The organism is Lactimicrobium massiliense (genome assembly GCF_900343155.1).
In the GTDB taxonomy this organism is placed as follows: Bacteria; Bacillota_I; Bacilli_A; order Erysipelotrichales; family Erysipelotrichaceae; genus Bulleidia; species Bulleidia massiliensis.
On the sequence record NZ_OUNG01000001.1, the window covers coordinates 575748 to 591074 of the forward strand.

Here is a 15327-nt window from a genome sequence, read left to right on the forward strand (position 1 = left end):
CCACAAACAGCCCTTTTCAGCAGTCTGGCGATGCCTTAACGGCACATCCTTCCGCATTGCCCTCATCCTGGAACGTCTTTACCTGCGAAAGCAGAGACGAAAGACGCTCATGCAGAGCACTGATCTTTTCATCTGTCCAGTAATCAGCTGGAGAAATCTCATCAGAATCCAGATCACATGTCTCATCATCAAAACCGATGATCTCGCCATCATGCAGGAAAACCACCAGTGGCATATAGATGACCTTCTTGCCATCATTGTCATAGTGCGTGATCTCACTGTCCTTTTCATCCAGCAGATCCGCAATGCTGTCATACCAGGTGCGGTCAGCAGTCTTATCAACATAGATGTTGTAGTACTTCACATTGACACCGGCTGTCAAAGCATCCTCATTGAGCATCGGCACATAGTACTGGCACCACGGGCACTCTGGAAAGCCAAAGAACAAAACACCTGTGCCATGATTGAGCATATCTTCCACATCCTGATGATCACGCAGCAGTGTATAGGCATTGTCAGCAGGCAGACTGGAATACTCTTCCGTCAGTGATGTACTTTCTGCAGAAGCAGCACTGGCGGATGGTGATGCGGCAGGTGATGTGGATACAGTTGCAGCAGTACTGCCGCATCCTGCCAGCATCATCGCAAGCATGGCAGAGAGCATTGTCTTTTTATTCATTTTGTTTCCTCCTGTCTCCCCATCGATTCTCCCTTGATCCAGTCATAGCCTTCCTGCACAGTTCTGGCAAACAGCAGATTGTCCATTGGCTCCATAAAACCATTGGAAACCATATCATCAAACTGCTTCTTTAAAGGCGCATAATAGCCATTTAAGCTGAGCAGTGCAATTCTGCCCTGCACAAGATGCAGGCGGCTGTCAGAGATGATTTCTGAGATTTCATCCAGTGTGCCGGGACCTCCCGGCAGTGCAATATAGCCATCTGCCAGTTCCTTCATCTGATTGCGGCGCTCACTCATCGTCTTACAGACGATCAGTTCATTCAGATCATTTCTCTGCTTGTTTACATCAATCATGAAGCGCGGCATGACACCGATGACGGCAGCACCATGATCCAAAGCACTCTGTGCCAGCTCATTCATCAGTCCTACCGATGCACCGCCATAGACCAGCGTATCCCCATGTTCCCCGATCAAACGGCCAAGCTGCTTTGCCCCATCCGCAAAGAGGCTCTGGCTGCCATAAGACGAGCCTAGATATACCGCAATCTTCATGCCATTCCCTTCAGTCTGTTCATCAAAGCATGATATGCCTGAATATACAGGCGGGCAGGCATCAGGAACGGCTGCGATTTCACGTTGATCATGAAGCCGCCGATGGATGGATTTTCTTCCAGAATCTCTGCCATACGGGTAAAGTCAACCGGCAGGAATGCCTGTGTCTTTGCCTTTTCTGGTGACCATGCGGCTAATTGCTTCACGCTTGTAAAAGCAGGAAAATACGGCTTGCCAGAGCCATCCTTGATAATCGAAAAGGATACTTTGACACCCATGGCAGGTCCTTCTTCCTTCTGGACACCAGGCACCAGCAGCACTGCACTGGTTAAAGCCTGCAGTATCAATGCCACATTCTTCTGTGAGCGGTCATGATAATATGCCGCAATGGCATTCTGTACAGGCAGATTCATTGCCTCTGCCCGGGCAATCTGGGCCCGATCAATCTTTTCCTGTTTCTGATCCATACTTTACCTCCGACATGACTTCTGCATTATAACCCAATCATTTCTTCTTTGCCTCAAATAGGGTAGAGTGAGCCGCGTTAGCGGCTCGACCCTCCCGTTGCACCGTACGTACGGTTTTCCGTATACGGCGCTACGTTTGTATTTACTTACGATTATTGAGGTAGTATTCCAACGGGTTGACCAGTCCTGGTCGACCTGTTTTCCTACTTGGCAGGGCCAGTACTTTCGGGCTGAGAGCGTAATTTACCACATCCATTCCACTCCTCCGATACCATCCTAGGCGTGAGTTGGCTACCTTGTATGTATCTTCATCGGTGAAATTACAATGGAACATAGCGTTAAGCCTTTGGAGATTTGTGTCTATACGCTTCGGTTTCTTCCATTGCTTGATGATGATGACTCTGACTTTGTGCCGCATCCACTGTCCATATTCATCGAGGAAAGCCTTCATATCTCCGATGATGAAATAATTGATCCATCCTCTGACGATCTGATTCAGTTTTGTGAATGTGACGGCCAGAGGTCTGGATATTGCTTCCTTGCGTTGCAGGACAGCCTTGGTTTTCGCCATCAGCCGTTTCTTTCTGTCATCACTCGGTTTGCAGTGCCATCCGTCTTTTGCCTTCCAGTACGTAAAGCCTAGGAACTCGCTGTGTGTTGGCCTGACCACCTTTGTCTTGGTTGGACTGACCTTCAGAAACAGCTTTCGTTCCAGCCATGAGGCTACCGACTTCATCACTCTGTCTGCCGCCATTTCGCTCTTCACGAAGATGTCGCAGTCATCTGCGTACCGCACAAAATGCAGTCCTCTGCTCTCCAGTTCTTTGTCAAATTTATCGAGATAAATAAGGCTAAGTATCGGACTGAGGGGTCCGCCTTGCGGAACGCCTAGTTCAGTTGGTGATACGAGTCCGTTCACCATGACGCCAGCCTTCAGAAAGGACCGGATCAGGTGTAACGTTCTCTTGTCGTTTACCTTTTCTCTCAAAATGGAGATTAATTTGTCATGATTCACCGTATCGAAATACTTTTCGATGTCGAGATCAATCACCCAGTCGTATCCGCTGTTCAGATTATTCAGGACATCCTTCATCGCATCATGTGCGCTTCTGTTTGGCCTGAATCCATAACTATGGTCACTGAATGTGCTGTCGTAGATGCCGCTGAGTACCTGGGCTGCTGCCTGCTGTACCACCCGGTCTGCGACTGACGGAATACCTAATGGCCTTTGCTTGCCATTGGGCTTGGGTATATAGACCCTGCGGACTGGTTTCGGTCTGTACTGCATGTTCCGGATCTGCTGTTTGATTATTTCTTTATGTTTAGAGAAATACTCATCCAGCTCACTGGTTTTCATGCCGTCCACGCCGGCCGCGCCACGGTTTCTCTTAACCCTTCTGATCGCTTCTTCCAAGTTTTCGTCACTCAGAATCACTTCAATTAATTCCATACCGCTGTGCCATTCCTTTCTATCTGTAGATTATTCAGAATCATCCCGGGGCCCTTTGCCGTCAGAGGTTACGATCCTCTGCTGTAGGCTTATCCTCCCTTTCGGACTATCCGAACATTGCGTATAGTGGGGCACACTATACAAACATTAGGTCCTTCGCTCCACTTCCGTTACAGAAGCTTCATCACTACTATGACCTCAGCTGACTTCCTGCGATAGACCTTTATCCGACCAGATGATAACGATAGCTGTTTAAAAGCGTCTCGGTTTCCCTGTGTTTAGGTTCATCTGTCCGCAGGATCTCTCGGGGTAAGACACACATCTGTAATTTCCATAGCTTCCTGATTTACCGGTCGGCTTTACGTTTGTCTTTTGGACTTCAGCTTGCATAGCAGCCTTATCCGCCTTATGGCCTCAATCAGGTTTCTGTACGTAAGCTCAGAAATATGCTAGCTACTGCTTTCGCTCTGGGTTATTCACCCTCGGCTGGTAGTTCACTTCGCTTGGCGACAAATACCCGCGGCCTGCCTCTATTGCAGGCTAGATGTGTGCCATGCCCGACACACTACAGCAAAAAGGGAAGCACATGAGCTTCCCTTTTATGAATCAGATGATCAATGATGCTTACTTGGAGAGTTCCTTGACGTTGTAGAAAGCCTTCTTGCCACGGTATTCAGCAACATCACCGAGTTCTTCCTCAATTCTCATCAGCTCGTTGTACTTGGCAATACGGTCAGTACGGCTCATGGAACCTGTCTTGATCTGGCCGGCATTTGTAGCAACAACGAGGTCTGCAATTGTGGTGTCCTCGGACTCACCGGAACGGTGGGAAACAACAGCTGTCCAGCCAGCTTCCTTAGCCATTTCGATAGCGTTCAGTGTCTCTGTCAGAGTACCGATCTGGTTCAGCTTGATCAGAACGGCATTGGCTGCATGCAGGTCAATACCCTTCTTGATGAACTTAGTGTTGGTAACGAACAGGTCATCACCAACCAGCTGGATCTTGTCGCCGAGTCTCTCTCTCAGCTTCACCCAGCCATCCCAGTCGTTCTCAGCAAGGCCATCTTCCAGAGAGATCAGCGGATACTTCTCAACCCACTTCTCATACATCTCGATCATCTCTTCAGATGTCTTCTCGCCTTCGCCGGATCTCTTCAGCTCATACTTGCCAGTCTCTTCGTTGTAGAACTCAGAAGAAGCCGGATCCATAGCAAAGCAGATATCTTCACCCAGCTTGTAGCCAGTAGCCTCAACAGCTTCCTTCATCAGAGCCAGAGGGCCTTCATTGCCCAAAGTCTCCAGCGGACCATTGCCGCCCTTGATGGAATCCGGTGCATAGCCGCCTTCATCACCAACACCTGTGTTGTAGCCATACTTCTTGAGGACCTTCTTCAGCTCATGGAATACTTCAGCACCCATGCGGACAGCCTCATGAACGTTCTTGGCACCAACCGGCATGATCATGTACTCCTGGCAGTCAGCAGCAGAATCAGCATGCTTGCCGCCATTGAGGACATTCATCATCGGAACAGGCAGAACCTTGCCATTTGTACCACCGATGTACTTGTACAGCGGCAGACCGCAGGAATCAGCACCTGCATGAGCAGCAGCCAGAGAAACAGCCAGAGTAGCATTTGCACCCAGGTTGCTCTTGAACTCTGTGCCATCGAGATCCAGCATGGTCTTATCAATCAGCGGCTGATCGAAGACATTCAGGCCAATGACAGCCGGTGCAATCTTCTCGTTAACGTTAGCAACAGCCTTCAGAACGCCCTTGCCACCGAAACGGGACTTATCGCCATCACGAAGCTCCAGAGCTTCTCTTTCACCAGTAGAAGCACCGGAAGGTACAATCGCACGGCCAAATGCACCAGACTCAGTTGTAATCTCGCACTCAACAGTAGGGTTGCCGCGGGAATCAAGAACCTCACGTGCATGAACTTCAGCAATCGGATCAATAAAATTAGGCATCTAGATATTTCCTCCTTAATCAGTACCTATTGTTTCCAGGAAAGAATCCTGTAGAAACCTTACTTAGTCGCATCAACGAGCTGCTTGAAGGAATCAACCTTCAAAGAAGCACCGCCGATCAATGCGCCATCGATATCAGCGCAGGCCATATACTCACGGATGTTGTTCGGCTTGACGGATCCACCATACTGGATGCGGACAGCCTCACCAGTAGCCTCATCATACAGGCCCTTGACCGTATCACGGACAAGCTTGCAGCAGGACTCAGCTGTATTGACATCAGCGCTCTTGCCAGTGCCAATCGCCCAGATCGGCTCATACGCAATGACCATTCTGCTGACTTCATCAGCACTCAGACCAGCCAGGCTCTCTGTCAGCTCAGTCTTGAGAACTTCAGCAGTCTTGCCGGCATCATACTCAGCCTCGGTCTCACCAACGCACAGGATCGGGGTAATATCAGCCTCGAACAGTCTCTTTGCCTTGGCAGCACAGTGTGCACTTGTCTCAGCATAGTATGTACGTCTCTCAGAATGACCGATGATGCAGTATGTAATGCCAACTTCCTTCAGCATCGGCACACTGACCTCACCTGTATAGGCACCGCTGTCCTTCTCATTGCAGTTTTCTGCAGCAACCTTGATGGCACCTGCATTCTTAACAGCAACGTCCAGATCAACAAACGGAGCACCGATACCATACTCGGCAGCTTCATTGCCTGTTACATAACCTTCCATGCCCTTGAAGAACTCAAGTGCTTCAGAAGGTGTCTTATTCATCTTCCAGTTACCAAAGATAATAGGTCTTCTTGCCATATCCTTACTTCTCAGGAATCACAGCGACTCCCGGGAGCTCCTTTCCTTCCATGAATTCAAGCGAAGCACCGCCGCCAGTGGAAATGTGGGAGAACTTGTCCGCAAATCCAAGGTTCTTGGCTGCAGAAGCAGAATCGCCGCCGCCGATGATGGTTGTAGCGCCTTCCAGGCCAGCCAGTGTCTCACAGACAGCTTCTGTGCCCTTTGCAAATGCAGGCTTCTCAAACACACCCATCGGACCATTCCAGAATACGGTCTTGGCACCAGCCAGTTCCTTCTGGAACAGCTTTACTGTCTCAGGGCCGATATCCAGTCCCATGTAGCCATCCGGGATCTCACCAGCCTTGACAGTCTTGACATCAGTCGGATTGTCGAAGTCATTGGCAACAACCGTATCTACCGGCAGGAACAGCTTGCCCTTGCCCTTTTCCATGAATTCCTTTGCAAGATCTTCCTTGTCAGCTTCCAGCAGAGAAGTACCAACCTTGCCGCCCTGGGCAGCAGAGAATGTATAGGACATACCGCCGCCGATGATGACCTTGTCAGCAATCTTCAGCAGGTTCTCAATGACACCGATCTTGTCGGAAACCTTGGCACCGCCCAGAATTGCAACAAACGGACGGGCCGGATCATTCAGAGCCTTGCCCAGAACATTGAGCTCCTTCTCAACCAGGAAGCCTACAGCACTGCAGTCCTTCGGCAGATTGCTCGGGATGCCAACAGTGGAAGCGTGTGCTCTGTGTACAGAACCAAAAGCATCCTCAACGAACAGATCGCCCAGGGAAGCCCAGTACTTGCCAAGCTCCGGATCATTCTTTGTCTCACCCTTCTCATAACGGGTATTCTGCATCAGAACGATCGTACCCTCAGCCTGCTCCTTGACAGCATTCTCCAGTTCAGGTCCTCTTGTCGCATTGACAAACTTCACCGGAGCACTCTGCAGCTTAGCCAGGCAGTCAGCGACGATGGACATGTCATTCTTGGCCTTGTCCTCTTCCGTCTTAATCTTGCCCAGATGGCTCAGCAGCAGAACCTTTGCACCATTCTCAGTCAGATATTGAATCGTAGGCAGAGCTGCACGGACACGATTGTCATCCGTAATGACGCTGCCCTTGTGCGGAACGTTGAAGTCAACACGTACAATGACATGCTTGCCTCTTACGTCCAGATCTTTCACAGTAACCTTAGACATTGTAAAGAAACTCCTCCTTCTTAGCGTTTTTATTATATCACCTGCCCATGCCGGCGGTAAATGCCAGCATGTCATCTTGCGAAAACAATCCCATCCAAAAAACAGGGGCCCCCCCCTGTTCCTGTTCAATCAATTGTCAGGCCAGTTGCAGATGGTGTAATACAGTTCCTCGTAAATATCTGCGCTCTTGTCCCAGCTGGCATCATAATTCATCGCATGCTCAACCAGGCCCTTCCAGCCCGCTTCATTGTGATAATACTGATCCACTGCCCAGCGCAGCGTATAGACCATATCATCCGCATTGGCCGCATAGAACGAGAAGCCATTGCCCTCGCCCGTATACTGGTTGTACGGCTGCACAGTATCCTTCAGACCACCGGTCTCACGCACCAACGGGAGAGTGCCATAATGCAAGGCAATCAGCTGGCTCAATCCGCACGGTTCATACAAAGACGGCATCAGATACAGATCAGCACTTGCATAAATGCGGTGTGCCAGCTCCTCATTATAGCCGCAGTAGTAAACTGCCCTGCCTTTGTTGGTATCTTCCATCCAGCGGAAAGCATTCTCAGCATTCTGCTCACCCGTGCCAAGCACGACAAACTGGATATCCAGGCCCATGATCTCCTGAATCCGGTCTGTGATCAGATAGACACCCTTCTGGTTGGTCAGACGGGAAACAATGCCAACCAGGCATGTGTCCGGCTTGACCTTCAGACCAAGTTCTTTCTGCAATGCCGCCTTGTTGGCTTTCTTGCCGCTCTTCCATGACTTGATGTCATAGTTCTTTGTCAAAGCTTTATCAGTCTTTGGATTCCAGAGCGTATAGTCAATGCCATTGACGATACCCCAGAGATCTTCTCTGCGATAGCGCAGGATCGCATCCATGCGCTCACCATATGTCTGGGTCAGAATCTCATTGGCATAAGTCGGCGAAACGGTTGTGACCTTGTCCGCATAGACGATGCCGGCTTTCATGAAGGAAATGCCGGAATCAAACTTGATCGAGCCATTGTCAAAATAGCTGTAATCCAGGCCCAGGCAGCTCGGCAACATATCGACGCCGAAGTTGCCCTGGAAAGCCAGGTTATGAATCGTAAAGACATGGCGGATATTCTGATAGCGGTAATCATCCGCATAGCATGCATGGCACAGCAGCGGAATCATGCCGCACTGCCAGTCATTGCTGTGAATGATGTTCGGCCACCAGTTGATGAAATAAATCATATCCAGAGCAGCACGCTGGAAGAAGGCAAAACGCTCACCATCATCCTGATAGCCATACAGGCCGTCACGCTCAAAGTAGTACTGGTGCTCAATGAAGTAGTAGATGACACCGTCTACTTCTGCCTTGTAGTAAGTCGCAGGCTGATTGATCCAGCCGGAATGCACCTGAATGGTACCCAGTCTTTCCAGCTCATCATAGTGCTTCTCAATAATCTTCTTGTACAGAGGCAGGACAACACGCACATCATGACCGCGCTTGGCAAGTGCCTTCGGCAAAGAGCCGATGACATCTGCCAGACCGCCGGTCTTGACAAACGGTAATCCTTCCGAAGCCGCAAACAATATTGATCTTCCCATGAATTACGCCTCCCTGTCAGATTCTGTCACGCCGCTTGACGTAGACCAGATCATCATCTGTTCCTTTGAGTGCCTTGACATGATGAATGATGGCATACTTGTCCACCACAACATGATCAAGCTTGGCGCCTTCGCCAATATATGCGCCAGGCAGAATAATGGAATCCTTGACAATGGCGCCATGGCAGATGCGGACATTACGGCTGATGATGGAATCCTGTACTGTACCGTCAATGACACAGCCGTTGGCAACCACACTGCCTTTGACCTCGGCATCATCCGTAAACTTTGTCGGCGCAGAATCTGATGTCTGCGTATAGATCGGCCAGCCCGGCTTGAACAGTCCGCTGGCAGTGGACGGATCACGCAGCGCCATCATCCATCTGTAGTACTCCGGCAGAGAGTTAATGCATGCCACAAAACCGCGCACGCTGTATCCCTGCACACGCAGCTCGCCAAGGGAATCCTTGAGAATATCCTTGAACCAGTACAGAGAAGAAGTCGCTGCTGCTTTCTTGACCAGCTCAATGAACAGCGCCTTGCTCAGTACATATGCCTCCAGACAGATGGTATTGGCTTTTTTCGCACCGCGGTTTGTATCCACGCCAATGACACGCTTTTCCTTGTCCATGGTCAGCGTGTCACAGCCAAGGTAAGCACGCTTGGCATCATTGGTATTGGTATAAAGCACGGTCACATCAGCACCGGAATCCTTGTGGGCCTGCAGTACTTCATTGAAATCCAGTGAATAGATGAAATAGCTCGGTGCCAGGACCACATATGGATTCGGATCGTCTTCGATATACTCCATGTTGAGCATATAGTTGGCAACATCATGGTTGTATACCGGTGAAGAGAATGTCTTTTCACCATAGAGTACACGCAGCTTGCCGCGCTTTGAATTGATATTGTAATGCTGGCCGCTGCCCAGATGCTCAATCAGATTGCGGGGCTTCTCCTTGCAGTATACCTGCACATTGTTGATGCCCGAATTGGTCATATCGCTGAGGATGAAATCAATGACACGGTATCTTCCCATAAAGGCCATTGCCGGCACCGGCCGATAATCACCAAGACCTTCGACATTGACCGAATTGCCTTCAAAGTAAATAATTCCAAGTGCGTTCATCAGTCTTCCTCCTCACTCCACATATTTCTTTGCGACAAGGCTGATATGCTCACTGTCCGCACTGCCGACAACGGCACCCGGTGCAATTTCCACATTATCTGCCACAATGCACCGGGTCACTTTGGCACCTTCACCAATGACAGCACCCGGCTGAATCACAGAATCAACCACTTCTGCACCCTTGCCGATCCGGCAGTTTGTGCTGACCACAGAGTTGCGCACTGTGCCAAGCACAACTGCACCCTGGGTAATATAGGCATTCTTGATCTCGGCATCTTCACCAATGAACTGCGGCAGAGCATTGACATCCTCTGTATAGATCTTCCAGGACGGATCTTCCAGATCCAGCTCACTGTTCTTCTTCAGCAGATCCATGTTGCTTTCCCACAGGGAATCCACGGTGCCGACATCCTTCCAGTAACCGGAGAAACGATAGGCAGCCAAGCGGCGGCCGTCTTTCAGATATGCCGGAATGATATCCTTGCCAAAGTCATGATTGGAATTGGGATCCTTGTCATCTGCACTGAGATACTTGCGCAGCAGTTTATAGTTGAAGATGTAGATACCCATGGAAGCCAGGTTGCTCTTGGGATGGGCAGGCTTTTCTTCAAACTCTTCGACCATGTCGTTTTCATCACAGTTCATGATGCCAAAGCGGGTTGCTTCTTTCAAAGAAACCTGCAGAACGGCAATCGTCGCATCTGCCTGCTTTTCCTGATGATAGGCAAGCATCTTGGCATAATTCATCTTGTAAATATGATCACCGGAAAGGATCAATACATATTCCGGTGCCACCTGATCCAGAAAATCCAGATTGGCAGTGATGGCATCTGCGGTGCCTCTGTAAACTTCAAGGCCCTTGTCATCACGCTCACGCGGGGTCAGCACATAGACACCGCCATCATTGGTATCCAGGCCCCAGAACTGGTCCTTGGCAACATAGGAGTTGAGTACAACCGACTCATATTGTGTTAATACTCCTACTGTTGAAATTCCCGAATTGGCACAATTGCTCAGCGGAAAATCAATAATACGGTACTTTCCGCCGAAGTGAACTGCTGGCTTTGCGACTTTTTTGGTGAGATCCAGAAGACGTGAACCTCTTCCCCCGGCCAGGATCATCGCTGCCATTGTATTAGCTCTCATGATTTGCCTCCTGAATTAAACTTGATTGCGCTTTCATTATATCCTATCCTGATCATTTTTTGGCTGAAAACAATGCAATTGAGAGTGGAAACTCACAGCTGCTCTTCAGGTTCCGTTTTCCAACCGGTAAAGCGTGGCCGGCGATGGTAGGAAGTGTGCAGAAGATGCTCGCTGATCTCACTGCCTGGTTTTCCAAGAAAGGCAGAATACAATTGCTGAATCTGCGGATTATCACAGGACACCCGCACCGGTGCATAGCGGTCTTCTTCATACAGTGCCTTCATGCGCAGATCCTTATAGGAATAACCAAGACGTCCATGCTTTGCCCTGGCACTGACAATCGGCTGGCCGCCGCCATTGATACAGCCGCCCGGACAGCCCATGATCTCGATGAATGCATACTTGCTTGTTCCCGTGCGAACATCTTCAATCAGCGGCTTTGCACAGGACATCGAACTTGCCATGGCAACCCAGTACTTTTTGCCCAGAAGTTCCACCTGTGCTTCCTTGACACCAGCCATGCCGCGGCATTCTCCAAAATCAACCCGCTCCAGCTTTTTGCCTTCTGTTTCCTGCTTCAATGTACGCAGCGCTGCTTCCATCACACCGCCGCCGGCCCCAAAGATCACCCCGGCACCCGAAGCAGTCCCAAGAAAATCCTGGTCATAGTCCTCTTCCTGCAGCGCATCCAGATCATCCATGCCATACATCTTGATCAGCCTGGCGGCCTCCCTTGTTGTTAACACCGCATCCACGTCCGGATAATCCCCGGTCTGATTTTCTTCCTTGTGAATCTCAGACTTCTTGGCAATACATGGCATGATGGAAACTACATAGATCCGGGACGGATCAATATTGTGCTGCTTTGCCCAGTAGGTCTTGCAGATGGCACCAAACATCATATGCGGTGACTTACACGTAGAAAGATGATCCAGCAATTGCGGATATTCATATTCCATGTAACGCACCCAGCCTGGTGAGCATGATGTAAACATCGGCAGAACGCCATGTCCATTTATTCTCTCTAACAGCTCATGGCCTTCTTCCATAATTGTCAGATCAGCACCAAAGTCGGTATCATACACCCGGTCAAAACCGCACCGTTTCAGGGCAGCCACCATCTTGTGAGTTACCCGCGTGCCGATCGGCAGGCCAAATTCCTCCCCCAGCGCAGCCCTTACCGCCGGCGCGGTCTGACAGATGACAACCTTGTCAGGATCGTTGATCGCCAGAATGACATCATGAATATTTTCCTTCTCACTCAAAGCACCAACCGGACAGGCAATGACGCACTGACCGCACTGCATGCAGTCCACATCATTGAAGGAACCATTGCCGATTGGTCCGCAAATTGTTGAAAAACCACGTTTCTGCAAAGACAGAATGCCAAGCCCCTGCACATTGCGGCAGACGCCAATGCATCTTTCACAAAGCACACATTTGCTTGTATCCCGGACGATGCCCCAGCTTGCCTGCTCCAGGGTGGCTGGCGAATGTTCACCTTCAAAGCGATTTTCCCGGATGCCAAGCTCAGCACACAGCCGCTGCAGCTCACAGTTCTGGTTCCGTTTGCAGGAAAGACAATTCTTATTGTGATTTGACATCATCAGCTCGACCGTTGTCTTGCGGCCTCTGATCGCCCGCTCCGAGTTGGTCAATACTTCCATGCCTTCCGAAACCGGCGTTGTGCAGGCAGAAAGCAGTGCTCTTGCTCCTTTGACTTCCACCAGACATACCCGGCAGGCACCAGAGCGAATCACATTTTTCAGATAACACAGGGTAGGAATCTGAATGCCGGCCCGGTTGGCTGCCTGCAGAATCGTATCGCCGCTTTCGGCAGTCACAAACTGATGATTGATCTTGATATGCACTTCACTCATGATTTCTCACCTCACAGTCTTTCCACCGCATGGAAGCGGCAGTTATTCAGACAGCTGCCGCACTTGATGCACTTGTCCTGATCGATATGGTATGGCTTGCGGCCCGGCTCACCAGAGATCGCCTGCACCGGACAATTGCGGGCACACAAAGAACATGCCCGGCACGCCGATTCGTCAATCTCATAGCGCAATAAACGCTTGCATACATGGGCACGGCACTTGTGATCCACCACATGCTCCACATATTCATCATGGAATTTATGCAGGGAAGAAAGGATTGGATTCGGTGCTGTCTGGCCAAGGCCGCACAAAGCAGTATCCTTGATCTCATGGCACAGATCTTCCATCTCATCCAGCATGGCAAGGGTTCCGCGCCCCTCCGCAATGGCATCCAGCATCTCCAGAAGACGCTTGGTGCCAACCCGGCATGGCGTACATTTGCCGCAGCTTTCATCACAGATAAATGACATATAGAAACGTGCCACATCGACCATGCAGCTGTCCTCATCCAGCACAATCATGCCGCCAGAGCCCATCATCGAGCCTGCTGCTGTCAATGTTTCATAGTCAATTGGCGTATCCAGCTCTTTTTCCGTCAGACAGCCGCCGGAAGGCCCGCCGGTCTGCACTGCCTTGAAGCGCTTGCCATCTGGACAGCCGCCGCCAATGTCATAAATGATTTCACGCAGCGTGGTGCCCATCGGCACCTCCACAAGGCCTGTGTTGACAATCTTGCCGCCCAGGGCAAAGACCTTGGTCCCCTTGGAACCGGCAGTACCGATCGAACTGTACCAGTCTGCCCCCTTAGTCAGAATGATCGGGACATTGGCCAGTGTTTCCACATTGTTGATGCTGGTCGGCTTTCCCCAGACACCCGAAACCGCCGGAAACGGCGGCTTGGGTGATGGCATGCCGCGCCTGCCTTCAATTGAGGCGATCAATGCCGTCTCTTCGCCGCACACAAAGGCACCGGCACCAAGTCGGATCTCCAGGTCAAAGTCAAAGCCGGAAGAAAGAATATTGCGGCCAAGCAAACCGTATTCCCGTGCTTCCCGCAGGGCAATCTCCAGACGGTGCACAGCAATGGGATACTCCGCCCGGATGTAAATATAGCCATGATGCGCACCTACGGCATATGCCATGCAGGCAAGACCTTCGATAACACTGTGAGGATCGCCTTCCAGGATGGAGCGGTCCATGAACGCACCGGGATCGCCTTCATCCGCATTGCAGATGACGTACTTCTCATTGCCCGGCTGATCCTTTTCAAACTGCCACTTTTTTCCGGTCGGAAAACCAGCACCGCCCCTGCCTCTTAAACCAGATGCCTTGATGATATCAATGACATCCTGAGGTGATTTCTCACGCAGACACATGGCCAGCGCCTGATAGCCGTCCACTGCAATATACTCATTAATGTCTTCCGGATTGATGCGGCCACAGTGGCGCAGCGCAATCCGCATCTGCTTCTGATAGAAGCGGATCCGGTCCAGATCATAGACTGTCTGCCCGGTAGATGGATCCACGTCGCACAGCTGCTTCTTTCTGAGCGGACGACGGCCGACAACATGCTCAAAGAAAATCCTGTCCACATCCTCCGGATGCACATGCGTATAGAAGACCTGATCAGGATAAATTGCCACAATTGGTCCCTTCTGGCACAGGCCGAAGCAGCCGGTGCGGATGACTTCCACATTGTCCTGCAGATGATTTTCATCAATCAGCTGTTCAAACCTGCGGATGTTTTCTTCTGACTCCCCGGCAGTACAGCCCGTGCCCGCACAGCACAGAATATTCATATGCACATTATCCGCTTCAAAGACCGGATGACTGTCTTCCATGCGGACAAGCACATTGTCGCGATAGGCATCACGAATCGCATTGAGCTGATCAATGGAATGAATGATATTATCCATGGTCCGCCTCCTGTGCCCTGATCTCTTCAATGCGCCTGATGGCATTGCCGGACACAAGCGCATTGCCATAGACTTTGCCATCAATAATGCATACCGGTGCAAGTCCGCACGCGCCAAGACACCTTGTCGCATCCAGTGAAAACAGCCCGTCCCTGCTTGTCTCATTGATGCCAGCTCCTGTCTTTTCCGCAAGCAGATCTGCCAGTTTCTGACTGCCATTGACATAGCAGGCCGTACCTAAACATACATTGATGACATGCTTTCCTTTCGGCTGGGTCGTAAACTGGGCATAGAACGTTACAACCCCATACACCTGGGCAGGACTTGTCCCTGCAGCTTCCGCAATTTTCTCCATTGCCTCAAAAGGTATATACCCCAGAGAATTCTGCACCTCATGGAGCATCTCAATAACCGGGCCCGGCTGATTCCGGTGTTTTGCAACAATGGTATCAATTTCTGTAAGTGCGGAAGGACTCAGTTTTTCCATAAACTGACCTCCAAATTCAATCTATATCTGTATTCTATCAGGTCTCAGATTTGAAAAACA

13 protein-coding genes are annotated in these 15327 nt (G+C 50.4%); all 13 read right to left on the reverse strand.

The window, feature by feature from the left end:
* Window positions 1–16: 16 nt before the first annotated feature.
* Complete coding sequence (locus tag DHU66_RS02810; RefSeq protein ID WP_108774352.1) at window positions 17–679, reverse strand: hypothetical protein; 663 nt, start codon at window positions 677–679, stop codon at window positions 17–19.
* Entirely contained in the window at window positions 676–1233 is a 558-nt protein-coding gene (locus DHU66_RS02815; protein ID WP_108774353.1) for an LOG family protein, read from the reverse strand. The genes DHU66_RS02810 and DHU66_RS02815 overlap by 4 nt, the downstream gene beginning before the upstream one ends.
* Complete coding sequence (locus DHU66_RS02820; RefSeq protein ID WP_108774354.1) at window positions 1230–1700, reverse strand: SseB family protein; 471 nt, start codon at window positions 1698–1700, stop codon at window positions 1230–1232. The genes DHU66_RS02815 and DHU66_RS02820 overlap by 4 nt, the downstream gene beginning before the upstream one ends.
* A 142-nt stretch (window positions 1701–1842) precedes the next feature.
* On the reverse strand, window positions 1843–3150 hold the full coding sequence (ltrA, locus tag DHU66_RS02825; protein ID WP_108774013.1) for a group II intron reverse transcriptase/maturase: 1308 nt from the start codon (window positions 3148–3150) through the stop codon (window positions 1843–1845).
* A gap of 624 nt (window positions 3151–3774) precedes the next feature.
* Window positions 3775–5121 (reverse strand): phosphopyruvate hydratase, encoded by a 1347-nt coding sequence (gene eno, locus DHU66_RS02830; protein ID WP_342587727.1) that lies wholly within the window; start codon window positions 5119–5121, stop codon window positions 3775–3777.
* Window positions 5122–5180: 59 nt separating this feature from the next.
* Window positions 5181–5933 carry a triose-phosphate isomerase gene (gene tpiA / locus DHU66_RS02835; RefSeq protein WP_108774355.1) on the reverse strand — a complete coding sequence of 251 codons (753 nt, stop codon included), beginning with the start codon at window positions 5931–5933 and terminating at the stop codon, window positions 5181–5183.
* A 4-nt stretch (window positions 5934–5937) separates the two neighbouring features.
* Window positions 5938–7125 carry a phosphoglycerate kinase gene (locus DHU66_RS02840; protein ID WP_108774356.1) on the reverse strand — a complete coding sequence of 396 codons (1188 nt, stop codon included), beginning with the start codon at window positions 7123–7125 and terminating at the stop codon, window positions 5938–5940.
* A gap of 129 nt (window positions 7126–7254) precedes the next feature.
* Window positions 7255–8709 carry a glycogen synthase GlgA gene (gene glgA / locus DHU66_RS02845; protein ID WP_108774357.1) on the reverse strand — a complete coding sequence of 485 codons (1455 nt, stop codon included), beginning with the start codon at window positions 8707–8709 and terminating at the stop codon, window positions 7255–7257.
* A 16-nt stretch (window positions 8710–8725) separates the two neighbouring features.
* Window positions 8726–9838 carry a glucose-1-phosphate adenylyltransferase subunit GlgD gene (gene glgD, locus DHU66_RS02850; protein ID WP_245309337.1) on the reverse strand — a complete coding sequence of 371 codons (1113 nt, stop codon included), beginning with the start codon at window positions 9836–9838 and terminating at the stop codon, window positions 8726–8728.
* Window positions 9839–9850: 12 nt separating this feature from the next.
* Window positions 9851–10984: a glucose-1-phosphate adenylyltransferase gene (locus tag DHU66_RS02855; protein ID WP_108774359.1), complete on the reverse strand. Its 1134-nt coding sequence runs from the start codon at window positions 10982–10984 to the stop codon at window positions 9851–9853.
* Window positions 10985–11076: 92 nt separating this feature from the next.
* The gene (locus tag DHU66_RS02860; RefSeq protein ID WP_108774360.1) at window positions 11077–12864 is read right to left on the reverse strand and encodes an NADH-dependent [FeFe] hydrogenase, group A6; all 1788 of its coding nucleotides are present in this window, start codon (window positions 12862–12864) and stop codon (window positions 11077–11079) included.
* Window positions 12865–12875: 11 nt separating this feature from the next.
* Window positions 12876–14780 carry an NADH-quinone oxidoreductase subunit NuoF gene (locus tag DHU66_RS02865; protein WP_280952613.1) on the reverse strand — a complete coding sequence of 635 codons (1905 nt, stop codon included), beginning with the start codon at window positions 14778–14780 and terminating at the stop codon, window positions 12876–12878.
* A complete protein-coding gene (locus DHU66_RS02870; RefSeq protein ID WP_108774361.1) occupies window positions 14773–15267 on the reverse strand; it encodes an NADH-quinone oxidoreductase subunit NuoE family protein in 495 nt (164 codons plus the stop codon). The genes DHU66_RS02865 and DHU66_RS02870 overlap by 8 nt, the downstream gene beginning before the upstream one ends.
* Window positions 15268–15327: the final 60 nt, after the last annotated feature.